The sequence below is a fragment of the Streptomyces sp. B5E4 genome, from assembly GCF_039871555.1.
Taxonomy (GTDB): domain Bacteria; phylum Actinomycetota; class Actinomycetes; order Streptomycetales; family Streptomycetaceae; genus Streptomyces.
Window position 1 is genome coordinate 220,772 of record NZ_JBDPMI010000003.1, and the last position, 23,534, is coordinate 244,305.

The following is a 23,534-nucleotide window of genomic DNA, read 5'->3' on the forward strand; positions in this document are numbered from 1 at the left end:
CCGCGCCCGCCGGCTCGTACGGGACCGGCCCGGCGCGCCCCCCTACGACGCGCGCCCGGCCGGTCCCGGGCCCTCTACTCGGTGCGCAGCCCGTCCGGGCGCATCAGCCGGATCAGCAGCGGCATGCTCAGCGCCGTGACCGCGGCGACCACCGAGGCGCCCGCGCCCGCCATCATCAGCACCGACGGCCAGTCGACCGCGACGGGCGTGTCCGTCATGCGCATCAGCACCGTGCCCAGCACCAGCCCGAAGCCCATCGACAGGGCCATGCCCAGCGCCACCGGGATCGCCGTCTGCCACAGCACCGACAGGCTGAGCGTGGAGCGCCGGGTGCCGAACGCGACCAGGGACGACAACAGCTTGCGCCGCTCCCGCAGTTGTTCGAGCTGGCCGACGAGCAGGCTGCTGCCGATCAGCACCAGCACGCAGGCGGCGCCCACCGCGAGCCCGGTGCGGATGCCGGCGAAGTCCTCCGAGACGATCTCGCCGTCCAGCGTGTGCACGGAGAGCAGCGGGTCGACGCCGTCGACCACGTTGCGTACGCGCTCGGCCGCGTCCGGTACGGCCGGGTCGAGCCGCACGTCGACCCAGGCGTTGAAGACGCCGGAGTCGTGGACGTCGGGGACGGCGCCGGGGGTGGCGACGATGCCGTCGTACAGGTTGCCGTCGCCGTCGCGGAGGGCCTTGGCCGGACGGGTGCCGGCCGGCGGGGTCCAGGGGAGCGCCTTGCCCGGCATGCCCTCGTACGACGGGTTCAGGTACAGCGGGTCGCCCCTGGCGATCAAGCGGCGGGCGTCGGCGGCGCCGTAGGTGTCGGTGAGGCGGAAGGCGTCGCCGTCGCGGCAGTCGGGGAGCTTCGCCAGCGTGCGCAGCTTCGCGCAGGAACCGACGGTCAGCGTGGCGAAGTTCTCGGGATCACGCGCGGTGTCGGCCACCTCGACGCTGATCCGGCTGACGGTCTCCCGGACCCCCCGGGCGGTGGCGACCCGGTCGCCCACGCGGAGGTCCTGCCCCGCGTCGACGTAGATGCCGAGCTGGTACCTGCCGGTGTCGTGGCCGGTCGCCTCGCTGTAGTCGTCCTCGACGCCGGTGAAGACCATCTGCAGCGCGATGGCCCCGGCCACCGCGACGGCGATGCCGTTGACCAGCCGGGCGGCGGTGCCGCTGCTGAGCTGGAGCCGGCGGACGGCGAGTTGCCAGGACGTCGGCCCGCGGCCGAGGCGGGCGACCACGGCCTCGACGAGCCAGGGCAGCAGCGCGGTGATGCCGGTCAGCAGCAGGACGGTGCCGCTGATGACCTGCCACTCGGGGAACGAGCCGGCGTTGTCGCCGCGGCCCATCATCGGTGCCAGCAGGGCGAGTCCGACGGCGGGCAGCAGCAGCCGCCACCAGATGCGCCGCCGGCTGGGCCGCGCCGACCGTACGACGCCCAGCGGCTCGATGACGACGCCCCGCAGCGCGAGCAGCGTGACGCCGACGGCCGCGGCCGGCACGGCCACGACGACCAGCAGGGCGAGCATCGGCGAGGGGTTCAGGTCCGCGGCGAAGATGCTCATGTCGTAGACCGTCACGCTGCCCGCGAGCTGCCGGCCGGCGAGGAACAGGCCGGTGCCGACCGCGAGTCCGAGCAGCGCGCCCGCCAGTGCCTCGCCCGCGGCGATCCGGCGCACCGCGCGGCCGTCGGCGCCGACGAGCCGCAGCGCGGCGAGCCGGCGGTCGCGGCGGTCGCCGCCGAAGCGGACGGCCGCGATGAGGAACACCGCGACGGGCATCAGCAGCGCGACGAACACGATCATCGCCAGCAGCAGCAGCACCGGCTCCATGGCCTGGTCCTCGGACTGCTCGCCGAAGGCCACGACCCGGCTGACGTTGACGTCGGCGGCCGCGATGTCGTCGCTGCCGGCGTAGTACGAGAGATCGCCCGGGTCGATCAGGCCGGCGTCCGAGACGGTGCCGGCGATGCCGTAGTCCAGGCGTTCGCGCAGCAGGCCCGCGCCGGGGTCGTCGAGCAGGTCGGCGAGCGCGGGGGAGACCACCATCTCGCCGGGCTTCGGGAACTCCTCGACGCCCGGGGGCAGCGGTGCGCCCGCGCCCTCGGGGCGCAGCAGCCGGCCGCGGATCGCGGTGTCCCCGTACTCGGTGTCGACGGTGCCCACCAGGACGGTGTCGCCCGTGTACTCGGCGTCGGACGCGAGGACTTCGGCGCGGTCGGAGCCGCGCTGGTCGCGGTCGGCCAGGGCGCCGGGGATGGCGGTGGTGAGCAGCAGCAGCGCCACCCCCAGGCCGACGCCGACCGCGGTGAGCACGGTGCGCATCCAGCCCTCGCGCCCGCCGCGGAGCGCGAACGCCAGGCCCATGCGCAGGTCGTCGGCCCAGATGCGCAGCGGGCTGCGGGGGTCGGGGGGTGGCCCCGTCGGCCCGGTGCCGGTGGCCTTCTCGGCGTACGTCACGTCGCTCATCGGCCGGCCGGCTCCAGACTGCGGGTGCGCCCGTCGCGTACGACGACCTCGCGGTCCGCGTACGCCGCGACGCGCGCCTCGTGGGTGACCAGGACGACGGCCGCGCCGCTGTCCTGCGCGGCGCCGGTGAGCAGTTCCATCACGCGCTCGCCGTTGAGCGAGTCGAGCGCACCGGTCGGCTCGTCGGCGAAGACCACCCGCGGCGTGGTCGCCAGCGCGCGGGCGACCGCGACGCGCTGGCCCTGGCCGCCGGAGACCTCGCCCGGCCGCTGGTGCGCGATGTCGTCGACCTCCAGGCGCTCCAGCCACGGCCGGGCGGCGCGTTCGGCGTCACGGCGGCCGAGCCCGGTCAGACGCAGCGGAAGGGCGACGTTCTCCACGCAGGTCAGCTCCGGTACGAGCTGGCCGAACTGGAAGACGAAGCCGAACTCCCGGCGGCGCAGGGCGCTGCGCTCGGCGTCGGAGAGCGCGGCGAGGTCGCGGCCCGCGTACGTCACGGTGCCCTCGTCGGCCGGGACGATGCCGGCCAGGCAGTGCAGCAGCGTCGACTTGCCGGAGCCGGAGGGGCCCATGACCGCGACGGTCTCGCCGGCCGCGATGGCGAAGTCGGCGCCGTCGAGCGCGGGGGTGCCGGCGTAGACCTTGCGCAGGGCGGTGGCGGTGAGGATCGGCGCCGGCTCGGCGAGCGGGCCGGGGGCGGGTGTGGTGCTCATGCGCGTACCTCCGCGGCGAGTTTGCCGAGGCGCGCGGCGGTGAGCTCCAGCCACCGCAGGTCGGCCTCGAGGTGGAACAGAGCGTGGTCGCAGATGAGCTGGTCGGCGAGGTCGCCGCCCTTCTTGCGACGGGTCAGCTCGCGCATCAGACGCAGATGCTCCGCGCGCTGGACGTCGAGGAGTTCGGCCGCGTCGCGGCCGGTGAGCAGCGCGAGGACGACCTTGGTGTAGAGGGTCGACTGCAGGTACGGCTCGGGCTTCTCCGGGGTGGTGAGCCAGCCGGCCACGTCGGTGATGCCGGCGTCGGTGATGGCGTAGCGCTTGCGCTCGGGCCCGCCGCCGGGCTCTATGCCGTCGACCTCGACGAGGCCGTTCTTCAGCAGCCGGGACATCGTGGAGTAGACCTGCCCGTAGTGCAGCGGGCGGTCGTGACCGAAGCGCTCGTCGAAGGTCCGCTTGAGGTCGTAACCGTGGCGGGGGCCCGACTCCAGGAGCCCGAGGAGGGTGTGGCCGATCGTCATGCGGAGGACTCTACACGGTGTGTATACGTGCAGTGTATAGACGGGGTGTGTAGTGCCTCGCGGCCGGTGGGCGCGGTGCCGGGGCGGGTCGGGGCGCGGCCGGTGTCCTACTCCGGCTCGCGGGGCGGGCGGCCCCGGCGGGGGTGCGGGCGGGCGTCCTTGGGGAGCCGGCCCGCCTCCGCGAGGGCCCGGCGGAGCAGGTAGTCGATCTGCGCGTTGGTGCTGCGCAGCTCGTCCGCCGCCCATCGGGCCAGCGCATCGTGCACGGCCGGGTCGAGCCGCAGCAGCACCTGCTTGCGCCGGGCCCGGCGGGCGCGGTCGGGGTCGTCGTCCGTCACTGGTAGAGGGACCCGGTGTTGAGGACGGGCTGGGGGGCGCGGTCGCCGCAGAGCACGACCATGAGGTTGCCGACCATCGCCGCCTTGCGCTCCTCGTCCAGCTCGACGATGTCCTGCCGGGAGAGCCGGGCCAGCGCGTCCTCGACCATGCCCACCGCCCCGTCCACGATCTCCCGCCGCGCGGCGACCACGGCGCCGGCCTGCTGCCGCTGGAGCATCGCGGAGGCGATCTCCGGCGCGTACGCGAGGTGCGTGAAGCGCGATTCGATGATCGTCACGCCGGCCGCCTGCACCCGGGCGGTCAGCTCCTGGGCCAGCTTCTCGGTGATCTCCTCGGCATCGGCGCGGAGCGACAACTCGTCGTCCTCGTAGGCGTCGTACGGGTACTCGATGGCGATGTGCCGCACCGCGGTCTCGGTCTGGGTGGCGACGAACTCGGTGAAGTCGTCGACCGCGAAGACCGCCTGCGCGGTGTCCTCGACCTGCCAGACGACGACGGCGGCCAGCTCGATGGGGTTGCCGCGGGCGTCGTTGACCTTGAGGACGGCGGTCTCGTGGTTGCGTACCCGGGTGGAGATCTTGCGGCGGGTGGTGAGTGGGTTGACCCAGCGCAGGCCGTCGTCGCGGATGGTGCCGGTGGAGCGGCCGAAGAGCTGCACGACGCGGGCCTCGCCGGGCTCGACCATGTTCAGCCCGGCCATCGCCACGAGCGCCGCGAGGAAGAGCAGGGCGCCGAGGACGAGGACGGGGACGCCCGCGGCGGGGGTGCCGCCGCCCGTCAGGGCGACGCCGAGGGCGAGCAGACCGGCGCCGGCGAGGGCGCCGGCGAGGCCGAGGATCAGGGCGAGGGCGCCGCCGATGCTGTTCGCCTGCCGCTCGGCGACGGGTGGGACGGGCATGCCGGGTGGGGCGCCGGGGGTGTCCGGGGCGGGCGTGTACTGGTCGCGCGGTCGGTCCGTCATGTGAAGTCCCCGTTCTCGGTCCCTGGTTGTGGGGTGAATCTAGCAAAGTGCTAGCACATTTTGAAGGCGAGTTGTCATGCCCTCTTCCGGTAGGTGGTCTACACCGGTCAGAATGGAGCCGCCTGCGGGAGCAGACGCCGGCATCACCGTCCCCGTGTCACCCCCACGACCGACAGGAGACAGCGATGTCCACCATCAGAGCCGTGTCCGCAACCGGAGCGGGCGGCCTTCTCGTCGCCGCCCTCGCGCTCACCGGCGGACCCGCGCAGGCGGCCGAACCGGGCCCCGCCGCGGGCGCCGCGGCGGCCGGCGCGTACAAGGAGCGCACCGACACCCTGCCCGCCGAGCGGCTGACGGCGGAGCAGCGGCGGCTGCTGGCCGAGAAGTCGGCGGCGGCGAAGGGCGCGGCGCAGCAGTCCGTCGCGCGCGGCGACGTCGGGGCGGCGGCGATCGTCTCCTCCGGCGCCGTACAGCAGTCCCAGATCAACTCCTACTACTGCGGCCCCGCCACCCTCGTGATCACGCAGTCCGCGCGCGACGAGGTCGGCAACCGGTCCCAGACGCAGGCCGGCAGCGAGCTGCGTACGAACTCCTCCGGCACGGCCTGGTACGGCATCAACGCGAACGTCCCCAACCCGACCGGCTATCCCATCCCCGACGTGCTCAACTACCGCCTGCCGGGCGCGGGTTACGTACCGAAGGCGCTGCCGTACACGCCGAGCGCGACGGACAAGGCGAACTTCCGCGACCACATCGTGCACAACACCTCCGGCGACTACGCGATCGCGGGCAACGCCTGGGAAGTCGTCGGCGGTCCGCACCTCGTCGGGCACCCGAACCGGGAGATATTCCACTGGGTGTCGATAGACGGGCACAGCGACGACGGCGCACGCACCGTGCAGTACCGCGACCCGGTGGGCGGGGTGCCGACCAGCGTCATCTCGTGGGCCGGCAGCGTGCCGCGTACCGCGACCATCTCGTCGGACACCATCACGACGATCATGGGCGGTCGTGGGTACGTCTGGTGAGCCCCGGCCCGGCGCGCTCCGCGCCCGCGGCGTAGCCGCCGCGGCGCTGGGCGCGGTCGTCCTCCTGGCGGGCACCCCCGCGTGCTCGTCGGGAGGCGGCGACGGGCCGCGCGAGGACTCTCCCACGGCGGCGCCGCCGACCGGCGCGCCCGTACGGGACCGGGCCTGCGAGGTCGGGCTGCCGGGCGGGTGGTCGGACGCGCTGGCGGACGGGCGGGTCCCGGTGCCGGAGGGGGAGCGGGCGGTGCTCACGGAGGTCGGCCCGGGGGCGGGGTGGTCGGTGCTGCAGTCGTCGGGGCCGGCGCCGGTGGCCGGGGCGGGGCCGGGAGAGGGCCGGTCGGTCGTCCTGCGGGAGGGGGACGCGGAGCGGCGGGTGATGCGGCTCGCGGACCCGGTCGAGCATCAGGTCGGCAGTGCGGACTTCGACGGACGATGGCTTGTTTTCGACGTTGTCGAGGGCCGGCAACTGGAGAGCCCGTGGACGCTCTACGCCTGGAACGCGACGAACGGGCGGCGGGAGGCGGTCGCGGAGGCGGAGTCGGCGGACGACGGGAAGAGCGCGGTGCCGGGTCCGTTCGTGCAGGCGGTGGTGCGGTCGGGACGGCTGTTCTGGGCGCAGGGCACGGGCGGCGGCCGGTCGGCGGTGTACGCGCGGGACCTGGACGGCGGCAAGCGGCGGACGGTGTACGAGGGCGTCGTCGACACGCCTTTCGCGGCGGGCGGCCTGCTGGTGTGGCTCCGCCAGTCCGAGTCGCCGGACGGCGGCCCGGAGACCCGCCTGGCGGCGGTCTCGACGGACACGCTGCGGCAGGCCGGACTGCCGGGCCCGATCGCGGCCTTGCGCAACGTCCGGTACGTGGCGTCGGACGGCCGCACGTGGGCGTGGGCGGGCGGCGACCCGGACCGCCCGCGGCTGTACGTGTGGCGCGAGGGCTGGCCCGAGCCGCTGCCGCTGGTGCGGGGCGGGGACGCCGGGCCGGTGACGGAGCCGGAGCTGGGCGGCATCGACCAGGTGCAGGTGAGCGGGGAGGTGGTGACGTGGCGTACGACGGAGGCGGCATGGGCCCTGGACCTGCGGTCGCGGTCGTATACGCGGATCACCCCGAGGTACGGGTACGCGCTGGCGCGGGACGGAGGGCTGGGGGTGGCGTACCCGGAGGGGGAGGCGAAGGCGGCGGACGCGAAGGACGCCATCCAGCTCACCCGGACCGCGGCGCTGCCTCCGCTGCCGCCCTGCGACTGAGGCCGGCCCCGGGCGCGGTCGCGCCGCTTCCGTGAAGCGGTCGTGAGCCGGAGCCGCGCGGGCCGCCGCAGACCCTCCGCCGCAGGCCCCCGCCGCGTCAGATCTCGAACCACACCACCTTGCCCACACTGAGCCGCTCCGCGCCCCAGTGCCGGGCCAGCTTGTTCACCAGGAACATCCCCCGGCCGCCCTCGTCCGCCGGCCCCGCCCGCCGCATCCGCGGCAACTGCGGGACGTCGTCCACCACTTCGCAGCGCAGCCTGTCCGTGTGCACCAGGCGCAGCGTGACCGGGCGCTGGGCGTAGCGCACCGCGTTCGTCACCACCTCGCTCACCAGCAGCTCCACGATGTCCGTCAGCTCCTCCAGGCCCCACCCCGCAAGCGCTCCCCGCGCCAGCGACCGTGCCTCGCGGGGCGCCTGCGCGCGTGGGTCCAGGGACCACTGCGCCGCCGCGCTGGGCGCTATACCGTCCAGCCGCGCCGCCAGCAACGCGATGTCGTCGTCGCGGTCGCCGGGACCGAGGACGTCCAGCACCTCGTCGCACAGCGGCTCCAGCGGCGGCGGGTTGCCGGGACCCGTGAGGGCCGCGGTGCGGCTCAGACGCGCGCAGAGCTGGTCGATGCCCGTGGAGACGTCCATCAGCCGGGATTCGACCAGGCCGTCCGTGTACAGCAGCAGCGTCGAGCCCTGCGGCGCCTGCAGCTCCACCGCCTCGAAGCCCACGCCGCCCACCCCGATCGGTGCGCCCGGCGGTACGTCCAGCACCTCGCTGAAGCCGTCGCGGCGGAGCAGGACCGGCGGCGGGTGGCCGGCGTTGGAGGCGGTGAGGGTGTGGGCGATGGGGTCGTAGACCGCGTACAGGCACGTGGCCATGCGGTCGTCGCCGAGGCGCTGCGCCTGCTCGTCGAGGTGGTGCAGGACCTCCTGCGGCGGCAGGTCGAGCTGGGCCAGCGTCTGCGCCGCGGTACGCAGTTGGCCCATGATCGCCGCGGAGGTCACCGAGTGGCCCATCACGTCGCCGACGACCAGCGCGACCCGGCTGCCGGGCAGCGGGATCGCGTCGTACCAGTCGCCGCCGACCCGCGCGGTCTCGGCCGCGGGCCGGTAGCGGCTGGCCAGGCGGACGCCGGTGGGCTCCGGCAGGTATTCGGGCAGCATCGTGCGCTGCAACTGGTCGGCGATGTACGCCTCGCGGTCGTAGATCACCGCCTTGTCGACACCGAGGGCCGTGTGCGTGGCCAGTTGGGCGGCGATCAGCAGGTCGTCCTGCCCGTACGCGGGCCGCGCCGGACTCCGTACGAGCACCGCCACCCCGATCACCCGGCGGCGGCCGCGCAGCGGGGCGACGATCGTGCGCTTGTCGGCCGGCGCGTTGGCGAGCGGGCTTTCGCGGCCCAGCAGTTCGGTGAGCGCGGCGCGGGCGGCCAGCGTCTCGCCGAACACCGGGCGGACGCCGCGCAGCACTTCGAGGAGCGCCCCGGCCCGTACGACGTCGACCTGCTCGGCCGCGCCGAGACCCGGGGCGTCCGGCTCCGCCGCCGCGGGCAGCAGCCGGCTGCCGCCCATGCTGTCGACGTCCTCGACGCCGTCGGTGATCCGGTCGGTACGCCGCAGCCGCAGCCGGAACGGTTCCGTGGGCTGCTCGTCGCCGACCGGCAGCGGGTCGCGGAGGTAGACGAGGATCGCGTCGGCGAAGGACGGGACGACCGAGCGGCACAGGCCGAGGACGATCTCGTCCAGGTCGATGCCGCGGGCGATCCGGCGGGTCGCCGCGCCGAGGAACCGCAGCCGCGCGGACGCGGCGTCCTCCTCGGGCCGGCCCAGCGTGCGGGGCGGGTCCGCGTCGGCGCCCGCGCCCGGCTGGGGGCGCGGCCGGCCGCCGCTGGGGGTGTCGTCGGCGCCCTGGTGCGCCGGCACGCCGCCCGTGGCGTGCGCCGGGGCGTTCGCGGGCTGCGCCGGTTTCGTGCGGTGCAGGGCGTCACGCGGATCGGGGATGGTGTCGCCCGAGTTCGCGGTGGGAGCGGTCGGCGACACCGCCTCGTCCGTGCCGGAGGCGGCAAGGGTGTTGCCGGACTCCGTCCGCTCGGCGGCTGCCCGCCGCCTGTCGCGCTCCGTCACGTGTCGGTACCGTCCATCCGGCCGTTCCACCCAAGTCTCCACAGGGCGGGTTGAGTTGTGGGTACTGCGTGCTGTGGACGTCGATCCTACGTTTGACCTACCGGGGCGCAGCAAGGGTCTCATGAAGACAAGCGCGCGGGCGTGTGATCCCAATCCGCCGGAAGAAGAGGAACTGTCCACTTCGGGTCGGGGCGCCAGCGGTCCCAGCCTTCGGAGAACGGCGGTCCCCACGCCCCGATGGCATCGACCGCCCGCCGGCCGGCGTCCCGTACGGCCGCGGCCCGCGCGGCGGACATCAGCCCCGCCCGCTGCGCGGCGGCGAACTCGTCCTCGTCCCGCCACTCCCAGGAGCGGTCGGGGTGGACGACGAGATCCAGGTAGTGGTCCTCGGAGTCGACGCCCCCGGCCCAGCGCACCCGGGGCGCTTCGAGGTTCACGTAGAAGGACTTGAAGGTCCAGTCGCCTTCCCAGAACAGCCAGACGGACCACGGCTCCCCGGGCCGGGCCAGCTTGAGCACGCCGGCGCCGAACCAGCGGGTGCGGAACGGGCGGTGCGGCTTGGTATAGCGGGTGGCCAGCGGCTCCCTGTGCAACTCGGTGCCGTCGGCGAGGACGGGGCGTACGCACTCGGTGTCCGGCGCCACCCAGACGGCGAGCGTCTCGGCGTCGTCGCGGACGACGGTGACCGGGCGGCAGACGGCGACCGTACGACCCAGCCGCCCGGTGCCGTCGGTGCCGCCCGCACCGCCGGTGCCGGCTGTCCCGGGCGCGTGGGCGCGGTAGCGCCAGAGGATGTGCTCCCCGGGCGTCCACCGGCCGCCTGAGACGTTCTTGTCGCTGTCAAGCGTCGCGTCTGGCCCGTGCATCCGACGATGGTATCCAGCGGCGCCTCACGGCCGGGTCATCCTCAGCACGTCCAGCGCACCGTCCAACTGCTCCTCCGTGAGCAGCCCGCGCTCGACGTACCCGCCCTCCAGGACCACCTCGCGGATCGTCTTGCGCTCGGCCAGCGACTTCTTCGCCACCTTGGCCGCCTCCTCGTACCCGAGGTACCGGTTGAGCGGCGTGACGACGGACGGGGACGACTCCGCGTACTCCCGGGCGCGCCCGGCGTGCGCCGTGATGCCGTCGACCGTGCGATCGGCGAGCAGACGTGCGGCGTTGGCCAGCAGCCGGACGGACTCCAGCACGTTGCGGGCGAGGACGGGCAGCATCACGTTCAACTCGAAGTTGCCCGAGGCGCCGGCGGTGGTGACCGTCACGTCGTTCCCGACGACCTGGGCGCAGACCATCAGGACGGCCTCGGGGATCACCGGGTTCACCTTGCCCGGCATGATCGAGGAGCCGGGCTGCAGGTCGGGCAGGGCGATCTCGGCGAGGCCCGTGCGCGGTCCCGAGCCCATCCAGCGCAGGTCGTTGCAGATCTTGGTGAGCCCGACCGCGATCGTGCGCAACTGGCCCGAGATCTCCACCAGGCCGTCGCGGGCGCCCTGGGCCTCGAAGTGGTCGCGTGCCTCGGTCAGCGGCAGTCCGGTGGCGCGGGCCACCTCGGCGATGACGGCGGCGGCGAAGCCGGGCGGGGTGTTGATGCCCGTACCGACCGCGGTGCCGCCGAGGGGCAGCTCGGCCAGCCGGGGCAGCGAGGCGTGCAGCCGCTCGACGCCGAAGGCGACCTGGGCCGCGTAGCCCGCGAACTCCTGGCCGAGGGTGACGGGCGTGGCGTCCATCAGGTGCGTACGCCCCGACTTCACCACCTCCGCGAACTCCTCCGCCTTGCCCGTGAGCGCTGCCTGCAGATGCGTCAGCGCGGGGATCAGGTCCTGCACGACCGCGCCGGTCGCGGCGATGTGGATGGAGGAGGGGAACGTGTCGTTCGACGACTGGCTGGCGTTGACGTGGTCGTTGGGGTGGACCACCGGTCCTCCGGCGCCCAGCTTCTCCTGCGCGAGGGTGGCCAGCACCTCGTTCATGTTCATGTTCGACGACGTGCCGGAGCCGGTCTGGAAGACGTCGACCGGGAACTCCGCGTCCCAGCGGCCCGCCGCGACCTCCTCCGCCGCCGCCTGCACGGCCGCGGCGACGTCCTCGTCCAGCACGCCCAGCTCGGCGTTGACCTTCGCCGCGGCGGCCTTGATGCGGGCCAGCGCGGCGATGTGCGCGGTCTCCAGGCGCAGCCCGGAGACCGGGAAGTTCTCCACGGCGCGCTGCGTCTGGGCGCGCCACTTGGCCCCGGCGGGGACGCGGACCTCGCCCATCGAGTCGTGCTCGATGCGGAAGCCGTCGGATGCGGGGCGTTCGGCCGGGGACCGGTCAGCGGGCTGGCTCATGCTGCCGAGGATACGACCGCCCACCGACACCGCCGGTGCGCCGAACGGTGGATTCGGCGGGGACGGCCGCGGACTTGCCGGGGCATCTGCCGGGGGCGCGGACGGCGGCGCGGTGGAATCGACTGGGACCGAAAGAAATCGGAAGAGATCAGAAGAGATCAATAGATAACGGCCAGGTTCGGCCCGAGGAGTGACGTGACGACCAGCCTTCGCACCCGCCGTATCCGCAGCGGAGCGCGCGCCGCCGCGCTCGCCTGCGCCCTGCTCGCCGCCGTGGCGCAGCCTGCGGGCGCCGTCCCGCACGACGACGACAGGGGGGACGACAGGGGGGACGACAAGGGGAAGGACGTGCCGGGGGTGACAGGACCGGCGATGAAGATCGCCATCGACAACGCGCGCAAGACCTCGGGCCCGGGTCAGGAGGCCACGTACACGATCCGCGTGTCCAGCCTGCAGGAGGGGCCGATCGAGGGGCTCGTGGTCCGGCAGACGCTGCCGGAGGGGATGGACCTGGTCGAGCCGGGCACGGGCGGCAAGGTGCGGGGCGGCCGTGAGGTGACCTGGACGGCGGACCTGAAGGGGCACCAGCACGCGGTGTTCACCGCGCGGACGCGGCTGGTGGAGGGGGCGCCGACGACGGGCGAGCTGGCGGCGACGGCGTGCGCGTACGAGCAGGGCGCGGAAACCGCGGTGGTGTGCGCCCCGGACATCGACAAGCTGACCGCCGCGCCGGCGCACACCGCCGACGACGGCCGCGGCGGCGACCGCGAGGAAGCCGGGCCCCAGGCCGCCGGCGGCTCCGACAGCGCCGCGGCCTACGGGCTGGGCGCGGGCGCGCTGCTGCTGGGCGGCGGGGGCGCGGTGTTCGCACTGCGCCGCCGGGCGGCGGCCACGCGGCGGGGCTGAGGGCGCCGGCGTACCGCCCGGCTCGTACGACCGCGGGGGGCGTCCGGAGCGACCCGGCCGCCCCTCCCCGCCTGTGCGCGCCGCGCGCCGCGCTACGGCTGTGCCGCGCCCCGAACCGGGATGCTCGTCACGAACGGCTTGACCGGGCCCGGGTCGGTGAAGAAGTCGTTCCCCTTGTCGTCCACCACGACGAACGCCGGGAAGTCCTCCACCTCGATCTTCCAGACCGCCTCCATGCCCAGCTCCTCGTACTCCAGGACCTCGACCTTCTTGATGCAGTCCTGCGCCAGCCGCGCCGCGGGACCGCCGATCGAGCCCAGGTAGAAGCCGCCGTGCGCGGCGCAGGCGTCGGTGACCTGCTGGGAGCGGTTGCCCTTGGCCAGCATCACCATCGACCCGCCCGCCGCCTGGAACTGCTCGACGTACGCGTCCATGCGCCCCGCCGTCGTCGGCCCGAAGGAGCCGGAGGCGTAGCCCTCGGGGGTCTTGGCCGGTCCCGCGTAGTACACGGGGTGGTCCTTCAGGTACTGCGGCATCTCCTCGCCCGCGTCCAGCCGCTCCTTGATCTTCGCGTGCGCGATGTCGCGCGCCACGACGAGCGGGCCGGTCAGCGACAGCCGCGTCTTGACCGGGTACTTCGTCAGCTCCGCCCGCACCTCGGCCATCGGCCGGGCGAGGTCGATCCGTACGACGTCCTGCGCGGACCCCGCGGTCAGCTCCGCCGCGGTGGTGTCCGGCAGGAAGCGCGCCGGGTCGTGCTCCAGCTGCTCCAGGAAGACGCCCTCCGCCGTGATCTTCGCCAGCGCCTGCCGGTCGGCGGAACAGGAGACCGCGATGGCCACCGGGCAGGACGCGCCGTGCCGCGGCAGCCGCACCACGCGCACGTCGTGGCAGAAGTACCTGCCGCCGAACTGCGCGCCGATGCCGAGCGTCTGGGTCAGCTCGAAGACCTTCGCCTCCAACTCGGTGTCGCGGAAGCCGTGGCCGGCGGGGGAGCCCTCGGTGGGCAGCGAGTCGAGATAGTGCGCGGAGGCGTACTTCGCGGTCTTCAGCGCGTACTCGGCGGAGGTGCCGCCGACGACGATCGCCAGGTGGTACGGCGGGCAGGCGGCCGTGCCCAGCGAGCGGATCTTCTCCTCCAGGAAGCGCAGCATCGACGCCTCGTTGAGGACGGCCTTCGTCTCCTGGTAGAGGAACGACTTGTTGGCGCTGCCGCCGCCCTTGGCCATGAAGAGGAACTTGTACGCGTCCCCGTCGGTGGCGTAAAGCTCCACCTGTGCCGGCAGGTTGTTGCCCGTGTTCTTCTCGTCCCACATGGTCAGCGGCGCCATCTGGGAGTAGCGCAGGTTGAGCTTGGTGTACGCGTCGTACACCCCGCGCGACAGCGCCTCCTCGTCCCGGCCCTCCGTCAGCACCTGCTGGCCGCGCTTGCCCATGACGATCGCCGTGCCCGTGTCCTGGCACATGGGGAGCACGCCCGCCGCCGAGATGTTGGCGTTCTTCAGCAGGTCGAGCGCGACGAACTTGTCGTTGGCCGACGCCTCCGGGTCGTCGCAGATGGCGCGGAGCTGGGCGAGGTGGGCGGGGCGCAGATAGTGCGAGATGTCGTGCATCGCCTCCGCGGCCAGCAGCCGCAGCGCCTCCGGCCGGACCTCCAGGAACGTACGGCCGCCGGCCTCGACCGTGCGTACGCCCTCCTTTGTCAGCAGGCGGTACGTCGTGGTGTCCGCCCCGAGCGGGAGGAGGTCGGTGTACTGGAACGCGGGGCTGGCGGGGCGGGCGGTGGCGGTCATCGCGTTCCTTGTCGTCGGCCGGCGGGGGCTGTGCGTCCCCCAGGTTAGGACGGCCGCGCGGGCGCGGGGTGGCGAGGTGCCCTTCCACCTGCCTTGGGGCCTAGTCACGATGTATCGCGTTTGGTTACGCTGGGCCCGTGGACGAGACCCCGCGCGACAATGCCCCCGTGCCCGCCGCCCCGCCCTCGCTGTCGAAGAAGCCGGTCGCGGAGGGAGAGCTGCGCGCCTCCGACGCGGACCGCGACCGGGTGGCCGACATCCTGCGCGAGGCGCTCGCCGAGGGGCGGTTGGACCCGGAGGAGCACGCCGAGCGGATCGACGGCGTCTACAACGCCAAGACCGTGGGCGAGCTGGAGCCGCTCGTCCGCGACCTTCCGGTCGGCCGGCGCGCGGCGGGCCCGGCGTCGGCGCCGCCCCCGCCGTCGTTCCCGGAGCCCCAGTCGCAGACCCTCGTCGCGATCTTCAGCGGCTCCACGCGCAAGGGGCGCTGGAGCGTGGGGCGCAGGACGTCGGCGTTCGCGCTCTTCGGGGGCGTCGACATCGACCTGACCGAGGCCGTCTTCCACCAGCAGGAGATCGTCATCAACGCGACCGCCATCTTCGGCGGCGTCGACATCAAGGTCCCGGAGAACGTGTCGCTGCGCGGCTCCGGCACGGCCGTCTTCGGCGGCTTCGACGTGCACGCGCAGGAGGCGGACGACCCGCGTGCGCCGGTGGTGGTCGTCACCGGCTTCGCGCTCTTCGGCGGGGTGGACGCCAAGGGCAAAAGGGGCAAGTTCCTGAAGAATCTGGCCGACCGGATGCGCAAGCACGGCCTCGGTCACTGACGCCGTTCCAGGGCCCCCAACTGCCCCCGCAGACACGCGGGAAGCACCGTTATCCCGGGTGGCCACTCGGCGCATAAGCGCGCGCACAGCGGGTAGAGCACGTGCATCGCCTCCTCCGTACGGCTGCAGGTGCGAGCGGTCGTACGCCCTAGGAGACAGCTTTGTCCCCGATCCGCCAACGCCGTCGTCAGGAGTGGACCGTGCTGCAGTCCCACCAGCAGTCCCTGCAGGAAGCCCGGGTGCCGATCCAGCGCTCCGGACGGCGGGAAGAGGGGGATCCCTGGCACACGGAGGCGGTGTGCCGGCGGGACGAGGCCGCGCTGTTCTTTGCTCCGTCGAAGGAGCCCACCGCCGACCGGCTGTCGCGCGAGGCCGCGGCCAAGCGGGTCTGCGCGCGTTGTCCCGTGATGGTCGAGTGCCGGGAGCACGCGCTGCTGCTGCCCGAGCCGTACGGCGTGTGGGGCGGGCTCACGGCGGCGGAGCGACGGGTCGTGCAGGCGCGGCGCAGGCGGCGGGAGACGGCGGAGAAGCTGACCGCCCCGCGCGGGATAGCGCAGGCGGGCTGACGCGGCCCCCGGGATCAGGACAAACGGTTCTGCCGGGGGCGTCGGCCGTACGCGCCCGCCGCCCGCCCGCGCCCCCTCCCGCTACTGGGCCCGGTCGAAGTCGACCGAGCTGTACGCGCGCAGCTTCGACAGCCGGTGCTCCGACTCGATCTGCCGGATCGTGCCGCTCTTCGACCGCATCACCAACGACTGCGTGAACGCCCGGTCCGCGCGGTAGCGCACGCCGCGCAGCAGCTCCCCGTCCGTGATCCCGGTGGCCACGAAGAACACGTTCTCGCCGCTGACCAGGTCGTCGATCAGCAGCGTACGGTCCAGGTCGTGCCCGGCGTCGAGCGCCCGCTGCCGCTCCGCGTCGTCCCGCGGCCACAGCCGCCCCTGGAACGTACCGCCCAGGCACTTCATCGCGCAGGCCGCGATGACGGCCTCCGGGGTGCCGCCGACGCCCAGCAGCAGGTCGACGCCGGTGCCGTCGCGGGCGGTCATGATGGCCCCGGCGACGTCGCCGTCGGAGATGAACTTGATCCGCGCCCCGGCCTCGCGGACCTCCTGCACCAGCCCGTCGTGGCGCGGCCGGTCCAGCACGCAGACGGTGACGTCCCCGGTGGTGCCGCCCTTGGCCTTGGCGACCCGGCGGATGTTCACGGCGACGGGGGCGTTGATGTCGACGTACTCGGCGGCCTCGGGGCCGGTGGCGAGCTTGTCCATGTAGAAGACCGCGGACGGGTCGAACATGCCGCCCCGCTCGGCGACGGCCAGCACGGAGACGGCGTTGCCCATGCCCTTGGCGGTGAGCGTGGTGCCGTCGACCGGGTCGACGGCCACGTCGCACTCCGGCCCGGTGCCGTCACCGACGTGCTCGCCGTTGAAGAGCATCGGGGCGTGGTCCTTCTCGCCCTCGCCGATCACGACGACGCCGTTCATCGAGACGGTGCTGACCAGGGTGCGCATGGCGCGTACGGCCGCGCCGTCGGCGCCGTTCTTGTCGCCGCGGCCGACCCAGCGGCCGGAGGCCATCGCGCCGGCCTCGGTGACCCGGACGAGCTCCAGGGCGAGGTTGCGGTCGGGGGCCTCGGGGGCCACCTCCAGTTGCTCGGGGAGGTGGTGGGGCGTCTCATGGGACTGCGACATCCGTGAGGACCTTTCCGCTCGGTCGACGGCCGGAGGGGCTGGAGGGGGCAGTCTGAGCCTATCCGTTTATCGCCATTATGAGCACACCGCCCCTCGGATGAGCGGGTCGGTTTCTCCGCTGTCCGCCGGCCGCCCACACCCCGGGGAAGGGGCCGCTCCGCGATGAGGGACGATAGAGGGGTGGCAGACAGGAACAGCATGCGGACGGTGCGCAATCTGGTGGGTGCGCTGACGATCACCTGCGGGGTGGCCCTGGTCGTCTACTGGGCCGTCCTCCCGCGCGAGGGCGACGGCAACGAGATGGCCGCCGTCTCCTACAGCCAGGAGCTGGGCCAGGCCCGCCGCGCAGCACCGTTCCCGGTCGTCGCGCCGGTGGGGCTGCCGGACGACTGGCGGGCCAACTCCGTGACGTACCGCGGGACCGGCGACCACGGCACGACGTGGCACCTGGGCTTCGTCACGCCCGACGACGAGTACGTGGCGGTGGAGCAGGGGAGCGAGAACGCCGACCGCTTCATCCGCAAGGTCACCCAGCACGCGCGGCCGACGGGCGAGAGCCGGCAGGTGGCGGGTACGGAGTGGGACCAGTACCGGGGCAAGGACTACGACGCGCTGGTGCACAAGGGCGACGACGTGACCACCGTGGTCACCGGCACGGGGAGCCTCACGCAGATGGAGCGGATGGCGGCGGCGCTGCAGGAGAAGTGAGCGCGCGCCGGTCCGCACGGAGTCCGGCGCCCCCCGTCCGTACCGGAAGGGCGGGCGCGCCTTCCCCAGGCGTCGGCCGGGCCCCTCAGCCCGTACGTTCTGCGGCCCCCGACTCCGCGCCCTCCGCGCCCTCGTCGTCCTCTTCCCCGTCCCCCTCGGCCTCGGCCCCCGACTCCGCCAGCGCCGCGTCGAGCCGCTCACGGGCACCGTCCAGCCACTGCCGGCAGATCCGCGCCAGCTCCTCCCCGCGCTCCCACAGCGCCAGGGACTCCTCCAGGGTCGAACCGCCGGACTCCAGCCGGCGCACGACCTCCATCAGCTCGTCCCGCGCCTGCTCGTAGCCGAGAGTCCCCCGGTCCTTCGTCTCTGCCATGGCCCCCACCTTAGAACCCGCCTACGACACCGGGCCGACGGTGACACCGAACTCCCCGTCGGCGACCCGGGCGCGCAACTCCTCGCCCGCGCTCACCTCATCCGCCGCGCGCACCGCCGCGCCGTCCTGCCGCTGCAGCACCGCATAACCGCGCTTCAGCGTGGAGGCGGGGGAGAGAGCGACGACCCGGGCCCGGGTGTGCTCCAGCTCGGAGTCCGCGCGGTCCAGCAGATGCGCCAGCGTGCGCCGGCCGCGCGCGAGCACCGCGTCCACGACCTCCGCGCGCTCGTCCACGATCGCGTACGGCTCGGCCATCGCCGGCCGGCTCAGCCACGCCGCGAGCCCGCGCTCCTCGCGGTCCAGCACCCCCGTCAGCACCCGCAGCGCGCGCAGCCGGAGCTGCTCTATCCGCGCGTGCTCCTCGCCGACGTCCGGCACGGCGTCCTTGGCGGCGTGCGTGGGCGTACGGGAACGGAGATCCGCCACGTGGTCCAGCAGGGGGTTGTCCGGCTCATGGCCGATGGCGGAGACCACCGGCGTACGGCACGCGGCCACGGCCCGTACAAGCTGCTCGTCCGAGAACGGCAGCAGGTCCTCCACGCTGCCGCCGCCCCGCGCGACGATGATGACGTCCACCTCCGGCAGGCCGTCCAACTCCTGCAGGGCCTTGACGATCTGCGGCACCGCGTGCACCCCCTGCACCGCCACCGGCCGCACCTCGAACCGCACCGCGGGCCACCGGTGCCGCGCCGTCTCCAGCACGTCCCGCTCGGCCGCCGACGCCCGGCCCGTCACCAGCCCGATGCGGCGCGGCAGGAACGGCAGCGTCTTCTTGCGCTCCGGCGCGAACAGCCCCTCGGCGGCCAGCGCCTTCTTCAACCGCTCCAGCCGCACGAGCAGTTCGCCGACGCCCACCGGGCGGATCTCGGCGGCGCGCAGCGAGAGCTGGCCGCTCGGCGCGTACCAGACCGGCTTGGCGAAGACGACGACGCGGGCGCCTTCCTGTATGACATCCGCCACCTTGTCGAACACGTCCCGGAAGCACGTCACCGTCAGGGAGACCTCCTGCGCCGGGTCGCGCAGCGTCATGAAGACCACGCCCGCGCCCGGCCGCCGCGACAACTGGGTGATCTGCCCCTCCACCCACAGCGCGCCGAGCCGGTCGATCCAGCCGCCGATCTTCCGCGAGACGACCCCGACGGGCATGGGTGTCTCTGCCGTGTTCACCGCCATGGCCCCGAGCCTAACGGCGGGGTACGACACCCCGGCGGCTCCGGCGCACGGGGTCGCGGACCACTGCGCCGGAGAATCGCGGAGGGGGTGTTCCGTACCATGGCGGTATGACTGCTTCAAGCACTCCGCAGCCCGCCCGCCGCGTCCTTCTCGCCGCTCCCCGGGGCTACTGCGCCGGCGTGGACCGGGCGGTGATCGCCGTGGAGCAGGCGCTTGAGCAGTACGGCGCACCGGTGTACGTACGGCACGAGATCGTGCACAACAAGTACGTCGTCAAGACGCTGGAGCGCAAGGGCGCGATCTTCGTCGAGGAGACGGCCGAGGTGCCCCCCGGCAACATCGTGATCTTCTCCGCGCACGGCGTCGCCCCCACCGTCCACGACGAGGCGAAGGAGGGCCGGCTCGCCACGATCGACGCGACCTGTCCGCTGGTGACGAAGGTGCACAAGGAGGCCGTCCGGTTCGCCAAGGACGACTTCGACATCCTGCTCATCGGCCACGAGGGCCACGAGGAGGTCATCGGCACGTCGGGCGAGGCGCCGGAGCACGTCCAGCTCGTCGACGGGCCGGCGGACGCCGACCGGATCAAGGTGCGCGACCCCGACAAGGTCGTCTGGCTGTCGCAGACCACGCTGTCGGTGGACGAGACGATGGAGACGGTCGACCGGCTCAAGGGCCGCTTCCCGAACCTGCTCGATCCGCCGAGCGACGACATCTGTTACGCCACGCAGAACCGGCAGGTCGCGGTGAAGCAGGTGGGCGCGCAGTCGGACCTCGTGATCGTCGTCGGCTCGGAGAACTCGTCGAACTCGGTGCGGCTGGTCGAGGTCGCCCTCGACGCCGGCGCCAAGGCGTCGTATCTGGTCGACGGGGCCGAGGAGATCGACGAGGCGTGGCTCGGCGGCGTGACGACGGTGGGCGTGACGTCGGGGGCATCGGTGCCCGAGGTCCTCGTCGACGGCGTGCTGGAGTGGCTCGCGCAGCGGGGCTACGCGGACGTGGACCTGGTGCAGCCGGTGGACGAGCGGATCACCTTCTCCCTGCCGAAGGAGCTCCGCCGCGACCTGCGCGCCGAGGCGGCTGCGCTGGGCGGCGGCGAGGCGGACTGACCGGAGCGGTCTGGTCCGGGGCCCGCCGCGGCCTCGCGCGCCGGCGCGCCCCGGACGCCGGCCGGCGCGGGGGCTCCCCGCCCCCGCCGGGGCTGCGCCGTACGGCGAGCAGGGCGAAGTGCCGCAGCAGCGCGACGGCGGCGGCCAGCAGCGTGCCCCCGTAGAGCCACGGCGCCTCCAGGGCCAGGGTCGTACCGGCGGCCATCACGTGCGAGGTGATCCCGTCCGAGCCCTCGCCGACGGCCAGGAGCCCGGCGGCGAAGGCGATCGGCATGGCGATCGGGGCGGCGATGACGTCCGAGGGCCGGATCCACAGCGCGCAGCACACGGACAGCACGAGGAACACCACCCCGAAGAACACCGGCGCAGTCCCCCTCACCACCTGCACGAACGCCCCCGTGCCCAGCATCACCGACGCCGCCAGCAGCCCTCCGCCGACCGCCGTCAACCGCGGCCCCGCGGGCCGCAGCAGCGTCCGCAACACCGGTGGCACGGGCCGCCGCACCGCGGCGCGGTACACCACGGCGCTCTCCTCCGGCCCGGCGGCCCCGGCGGGGCCGGGCGCGCGGGCCGGTCGCGGGACGTGAGCCTGCCGTCGCGCTCCGTCAGGATCCGTATTCGTACGGTGATGCTGCATCGCTCCACGTTAGGCCCCGTGGCGGGTGAAACCCCGGGAGGGGCACAGAATGCGCTCATTCGGAGTGCCGGAGTCCTACAGGACGCACACACGGGGCGCGCAGGGACACCCGTAGAATCGTCAGCGGGGTCCCCGCCGCGTCGCGCCCCCGTCCCCGTACCTCGTAGGAAGTCGTTCACGTGTCGCTCACGATCGGAATCGTCGGCCTGCCGAACGTCGGCAAGTCGACCCTCTTCAACGCCCTGACCAAGAACGAGGTGCTGGCGGCCAACTACCCGTTCGCCACCATCGAGCCCAACGTCGGTGTCGTCGGCGTCCCCGACCCCCGCCTCGCCACCCTGGCGGGCATCTTCAGCTCCCAGCGCGTCCTCCCGGCAACGGTCGACTTCGTCGACATCGCCGGCATCGTGCGCGGCGCGAGCGAGGGCGAGGGCCTGGGCAACAAGTTCCTGGCCAACATCCGCGAGTCCGACGCGATCTGCCAGGTCATCCGCGCCTTCCGGGACGAGAACGTGGTCCACGTGGACGGCAAGGTCTCGCCGAAGAACGACATCGAGACCATCAACACCGAGCTGATCCTCGCCGACCTCCAGACCATCGAGAAGGTCCTCCCGCGGCTCCAGAAGGAATCCCGCATCAAGAAGGACCTCGGCCCCAAGCTCACCGCCATCGAAGAGGCCAAGGCCATCCTCGACACGGGCCAGACCCTCTTCGCCGCGGGCATCGCCCAGGGCACCGAGCGCGCCGAACTCCTCCACGACCTGCACCTGCTGACGGCGAAGCCGTTCCTCTACGTCTTCAACGTCGACGAGGACGAACTGGCCGACGAGTCCTTCAAGGACGAACAGCGCGCCCTGGTCGCCCCGGCCGAGGCGATCTTCCTCAACGCCAAACTCGAATCCGAACTCGCCGAACTCGACGAGTCCGACGCCCTGGAACTCCTCCAGTCGGTAGGCCAGGAAGAACCGGGCCTGGTCACCCTGGCCCGCGTCGGCTTCGCCACCCTGGGCCTCCAGACCTACCTGACCGCAGGCCCCAAGGAAGCCCGCGCCTGGACCATCAAAAAGGGCGCCACGGCCCCGGAGGCGGCGGGCGTGATCCACACGGACTTCCAGAAGGGCTTCATCAAGGCGGAGGTCATCTCCTTCGACGACCTGGTCACCACAGGCTCGGTCCCCGAAGCCCGCGCGGCGGGCAAGGCCCGCATGGAGGGCAAGGACTACGTGATGCGCGACGGCGACGTGGTGGAGTTCCGCTTCAACGTGTGAATCTTTCGAACAGACCCTTCCGTCTTGCATTCATGCAGGTCGGAGGGGTCTTCGTGTTCGGACGTGGTGGAATTCGACTGGAACGGCGAAGGGGCGATCCCCTCGCATGGGGCTACCTGTTTGTGCAGGTCAGGTCGGGTGCGGTTGGATGGTTGAATCTGGTCGGGGGTTCCCGGCCGCTGGAATTTTGCTGGATCCAGAGGATACCCGCGGGGGTATGGCGGGTGATTCCTGGGCTCGCGAACCGGCCTCTGATGGGTCGTGGTCCAGGCGCCTTGGCTGAGGCGGCCCGGCTCTCGGCTTATCACAGTTTGCGGCTCTTTTTCGCGTCGACAGCCCTGGCCCGCGGCGTTCCGATCCGCGAGGTGTCCCGCTGGCTCGGCGGCAAATCGATCAAGGCCACTGTCGACGTGTACGGGCCACCTGGTTCCCGCCTCCTGGGGGCGATGCCGAACGATCAAGCAGAGCACCCCTGCAGTCGGACTCCCCCGTGGCCGAGCGCATGGGGCCAGAGCGGGCCTTCGCTCGGCCCGTGGATCCGGCGTGAACAGAGGGCGGCTGAGGGAGACGCGTGTGACCACATTTTAGCCGAAGTGTTCGGTCTTGACCGCTGTTTGGCTGCTATCTTTCGTTCTTTTCTGAAGAACCTATGCCTGATGGGGTAATTGGTGTGATGCAAGTCACGGGAGGCATGGGTGAATTACCGGGTTTGCCCGTTTGAGCCGCGCGTCGCCCGAACCCTGCAGCTGGAAGAGGAGCTGCAGGTGCGGTTCGCCGTGGCCACCGACGACCTGGCGGACTTCAAGAGCATGCTTCGCCGGGTGGTGACATGGGGGGTGCCCAGCGAGGTACCGCAGCTCAACGGACTGTGAGAGCGGCCGACGACCACCGGGCGACCGGACCGGCCACCCGGAGGTCACCGGGGTGGCCGGTCCGGTTGGGAGGCGGAGGGTCGGAGGCCGGCTGCCCGCGCCCGTCGGTGGTCAGAACCTCCTTGAGCGTGGCCAGGGCCAGCCACCGGTGAGGTCTGCTGGAAGATCACCACGTGCGGAAACATCTCGCGGCCGATGCAGCAGAGGCCGTTGTCATGGCCGCCGGTGGGCCGGATCTCGCGGACGACGTTCCCGATCGAGGACCTGCTCACGTCCCCCAGTGCGTCGGCGAGGACATCGAGTGTGCATAGCTTCCGCAGATAGAGAATCGCGATCACGACGCTCTCCCTGTCGCCGAGCTTTTGGGGGAAGACGCCGCCGCGGCTGCCCGGTTGGCGCTCCGT

Annotated in this window: 21 protein-coding genes; 8 read left to right on the plus strand and 13 right to left on the minus strand. The window is 72.9% G+C overall.

What is annotated here, in order from left to right; genetic code table 11:
- Positions 1-74: 74 nt before the first annotated feature.
- The 5 genes from ABGA99_RS06075 to ABGA99_RS06095 all read right to left on the minus strand — a co-directional run bounded on the left by ABGA99_RS06075 (position 75) and on the right by ABGA99_RS06095 (position 4,993).
- A complete protein-coding gene (locus ABGA99_RS06075; RefSeq protein ID WP_347582272.1) occupies positions 75-2,459 on the minus strand; it encodes an FtsX-like permease family protein in 2,385 nt (794 codons plus the stop codon).
- On the minus strand, positions 2,456-3,172 hold the full coding sequence (locus tag ABGA99_RS06080) for an ABC transporter ATP-binding protein (RefSeq protein WP_347582273.1): 717 nt from the start codon (positions 3,170-3,172) through the stop codon (positions 2,456-2,458). The genes ABGA99_RS06075 and ABGA99_RS06080 overlap by 4 nt, the downstream gene beginning before the upstream one ends.
- On the minus strand, positions 3,169-3,693 hold the full coding sequence (locus tag ABGA99_RS06085; protein ID WP_347576379.1) for a PadR family transcriptional regulator: 525 nt from the start codon (positions 3,691-3,693) through the stop codon (positions 3,169-3,171). Before ABGA99_RS06085 ends, ABGA99_RS06080 begins: the two co-directional genes overlap by 4 nt.
- A 107-nt stretch (positions 3,694-3,800) precedes the next feature.
- A complete protein-coding gene (locus ABGA99_RS06090) occupies positions 3,801-4,031 on the minus strand; it encodes a hypothetical protein (RefSeq protein ID WP_347576378.1) in 231 nt (76 codons plus the stop codon).
- Entirely contained in the window at positions 4,028-4,993 is a 966-nt protein-coding gene (locus tag ABGA99_RS06095; protein ID WP_347576377.1) for an SPFH domain-containing protein, read from the minus strand. Before ABGA99_RS06095 ends, ABGA99_RS06090 begins: the two co-directional genes overlap by 4 nt.
- Before the next feature lie 185 nt (positions 4,994-5,178).
- On the opposite strand from ABGA99_RS06095, the gene ABGA99_RS06100 reads away from it, so the two are divergent.
- Together ABGA99_RS06100 and ABGA99_RS06105 are read left to right on the plus strand one after the other, a co-directional pair.
- Positions 5,179-6,021, plus strand: coding sequence for a hypothetical protein (locus ABGA99_RS06100; protein ID WP_347582274.1), 843 nt, complete (start codon positions 5,179-5,181; stop codon positions 6,019-6,021).
- A complete protein-coding gene (locus ABGA99_RS06105; protein ID WP_347582275.1) occupies positions 6,005-7,264 on the plus strand; it encodes a hypothetical protein in 1,260 nt (419 codons plus the stop codon). Before ABGA99_RS06100 ends, ABGA99_RS06105 begins: the two co-directional genes overlap by 17 nt.
- Before the next feature lie 97 nt (positions 7,265-7,361).
- On the opposite strand, the gene ABGA99_RS06110 is transcribed toward ABGA99_RS06105, so the two are convergent.
- The 3 genes from ABGA99_RS06110 to ABGA99_RS06120 all read right to left on the minus strand — a co-directional run bounded on the left by ABGA99_RS06110 (position 7,362) and on the right by ABGA99_RS06120 (position 11,710).
- Positions 7,362-9,383 (minus strand): SpoIIE family protein phosphatase, encoded by a 2,022-nt coding sequence (locus ABGA99_RS06110; RefSeq protein ID WP_347582276.1) that lies wholly within the window; start codon positions 9,381-9,383, stop codon positions 7,362-7,364.
- Positions 9,384-9,502: 119 nt separating this feature from the next.
- Positions 9,503-10,249 (minus strand): DUF402 domain-containing protein, encoded by a 747-nt coding sequence (locus tag ABGA99_RS06115; protein ID WP_347576373.1) that lies wholly within the window; start codon positions 10,247-10,249, stop codon positions 9,503-9,505.
- 24 nt (positions 10,250-10,273) lie between these two features.
- The gene (locus tag ABGA99_RS06120; protein WP_347576372.1) at positions 10,274-11,710 is read right to left on the minus strand and encodes a class II fumarate hydratase; all 1,437 of its coding nucleotides are present in this window, start codon (positions 11,708-11,710) and stop codon (positions 10,274-10,276) included.
- Positions 11,711-11,905: 195 nt separating this feature from the next.
- On the opposite strand from ABGA99_RS06120, the gene ABGA99_RS06125 reads away from it, so the two are divergent.
- Positions 11,906-12,616 carry a hypothetical protein gene (locus tag ABGA99_RS06125; RefSeq protein WP_347576371.1) on the plus strand — a complete coding sequence of 237 codons (711 nt, stop codon included), beginning with the start codon at positions 11,906-11,908 and terminating at the stop codon, positions 12,614-12,616.
- Positions 12,617-12,708: 92 nt separating this feature from the next.
- Here ABGA99_RS06125 and ABGA99_RS06130 read toward each other — a convergent pair whose 3' ends face one another.
- Complete coding sequence (locus tag ABGA99_RS06130; protein WP_347576370.1) at positions 12,709-14,409, minus strand: fumarate hydratase; 1,701 nt, start codon at positions 14,407-14,409, stop codon at positions 12,709-12,711.
- A 137-nt stretch (positions 14,410-14,546) separates the two neighbouring features.
- On the opposite strand from ABGA99_RS06130, the gene ABGA99_RS06135 reads away from it, so the two are divergent.
- Together ABGA99_RS06135 and ABGA99_RS06140 are read left to right on the plus strand one after the other, a co-directional pair.
- Positions 14,547-15,236: a DUF1707 domain-containing protein gene (locus tag ABGA99_RS06135; RefSeq protein ID WP_347576369.1), complete on the plus strand. Its 690-nt coding sequence runs from the start codon at positions 14,547-14,549 to the stop codon at positions 15,234-15,236.
- Positions 15,237-15,436: 200 nt separating this feature from the next.
- Positions 15,437-15,802 (plus strand): WhiB family transcriptional regulator, encoded by a 366-nt coding sequence (locus ABGA99_RS06140; protein ID WP_018834542.1) that lies wholly within the window; start codon positions 15,437-15,439, stop codon positions 15,800-15,802.
- Positions 15,803-15,883: 81 nt separating this feature from the next.
- Here the strand turns inward: ABGA99_RS06140 and glpX are convergent, their stop codons facing one another.
- Complete coding sequence (gene glpX / locus ABGA99_RS06145; RefSeq protein ID WP_347576368.1) at positions 15,884-16,930, minus strand: class II fructose-bisphosphatase; 1,047 nt, start codon at positions 16,928-16,930, stop codon at positions 15,884-15,886.
- Positions 16,931-17,110: 180 nt separating this feature from the next.
- Between glpX and ABGA99_RS06150 the strand changes: the two genes are divergently transcribed.
- Entirely contained in the window at positions 17,111-17,638 is a 528-nt protein-coding gene (locus tag ABGA99_RS06150; protein ID WP_347576367.1) for a DUF4245 domain-containing protein, read from the plus strand.
- 85 nt (positions 17,639-17,723) lie between these two features.
- Here the strand turns inward: ABGA99_RS06150 and ABGA99_RS06155 are convergent, their stop codons facing one another.
- Both ABGA99_RS06155 and xseA read right to left on the minus strand, forming a co-directional pair.
- Positions 17,724-18,011 (minus strand): exodeoxyribonuclease VII small subunit, encoded by a 288-nt coding sequence (locus ABGA99_RS06155; RefSeq protein ID WP_347576366.1) that lies wholly within the window; start codon positions 18,009-18,011, stop codon positions 17,724-17,726.
- Between the two features lie 21 nt (positions 18,012-18,032).
- Positions 18,033-19,244: an exodeoxyribonuclease VII large subunit gene (xseA, locus tag ABGA99_RS06160; RefSeq protein WP_347582277.1), complete on the minus strand. Its 1,212-nt coding sequence runs from the start codon at positions 19,242-19,244 to the stop codon at positions 18,033-18,035.
- A 107-nt stretch (positions 19,245-19,351) separates the two neighbouring features.
- On the opposite strand from xseA, the gene ABGA99_RS06165 reads away from it, so the two are divergent.
- Complete coding sequence (locus tag ABGA99_RS06165; RefSeq protein ID WP_347582278.1) at positions 19,352-20,353, plus strand: 4-hydroxy-3-methylbut-2-enyl diphosphate reductase; 1,002 nt, start codon at positions 19,352-19,354, stop codon at positions 20,351-20,353.
- On the opposite strand, the gene ABGA99_RS06170 is transcribed toward ABGA99_RS06165, so the two are convergent.
- Positions 20,274-20,876: a DUF6542 domain-containing protein gene (locus tag ABGA99_RS06170; protein ID WP_347576363.1), complete on the minus strand. Its 603-nt coding sequence runs from the start codon at positions 20,874-20,876 to the stop codon at positions 20,274-20,276. The genes ABGA99_RS06165 and ABGA99_RS06170 overlap by 80 nt on opposite strands.
- Before the next feature lie 293 nt (positions 20,877-21,169).
- On the opposite strand from ABGA99_RS06170, the gene ychF reads away from it, so the two are divergent.
- Positions 21,170-22,258: a redox-regulated ATPase YchF gene (ychF, locus tag ABGA99_RS06175; protein ID WP_347576362.1), complete on the plus strand. Its 1,089-nt coding sequence runs from the start codon at positions 21,170-21,172 to the stop codon at positions 22,256-22,258.
- Positions 22,259-23,534: the final 1,276 nt, after the last annotated feature.

Bases quoted from the DNA above. Each gene is read 5' to 3' on its own strand.
- ABGA99_RS06080 (WP_347582273.1), bottom strand. From the start codon at position 3,172: ATGAGCACCACACCCGCCCCCGGCCCGCTCGCCGAGCCGGCGCCGATC.
- ABGA99_RS06120 (WP_347576372.1), bottom strand. From the start codon at position 11,710: ATGAGCCAGCCCGCTGACCGGTCCCCGGCCGAACGCCCCGCATCCGAC.
- ABGA99_RS06165 (WP_347582278.1), top strand. From the start codon at position 19,352: ATGACTGCTTCAAGCACTCCGCAGCCCGCCCGCCGCGTCCTTCTCGCC.
- ABGA99_RS06100 (WP_347582274.1), top strand. From the start codon at position 5,179: ATGTCCACCATCAGAGCCGTGTCCGCAACCGGAGCGGGCGGCCTTCTC.
- xseA (WP_347582277.1), bottom strand. From the start codon at position 19,244: ATGGCGGTGAACACGGCAGAGACACCCATGCCCGTCGGGGTCGTCTCG.
- ABGA99_RS06115 (WP_347576373.1), bottom strand. From the start codon at position 10,249: ATGCACGGGCCAGACGCGACGCTTGACAGCGACAAGAACGTCTCAGGC.
- ABGA99_RS06095 (WP_347576377.1), bottom strand. From the start codon at position 4,993: ATGACGGACCGACCGCGCGACCAGTACACGCCCGCCCCGGACACCCCC.
- ABGA99_RS06155 (WP_347576366.1), bottom strand. From the start codon at position 18,011: ATGGCAGAGACGAAGGACCGGGGGACTCTCGGCTACGAGCAGGCGCGG.
- ABGA99_RS06130 (WP_347576370.1), bottom strand. From the start codon at position 14,409: ATGACCGCCACCGCCCGCCCCGCCAGCCCCGCGTTCCAGTACACCGAC.
- glpX (WP_347576368.1), bottom strand. From the start codon at position 16,930: ATGTCGCAGTCCCATGAGACGCCCCACCACCTCCCCGAGCAACTGGAG.
- ABGA99_RS06075 (WP_347582272.1), bottom strand. From the start codon at position 2,459: ATGAGCGACGTGACGTACGCCGAGAAGGCCACCGGCACCGGGCCGACG.
- ABGA99_RS06085 (WP_347576379.1), bottom strand. From the start codon at position 3,693: ATGACGATCGGCCACACCCTCCTCGGGCTCCTGGAGTCGGGCCCCCGC.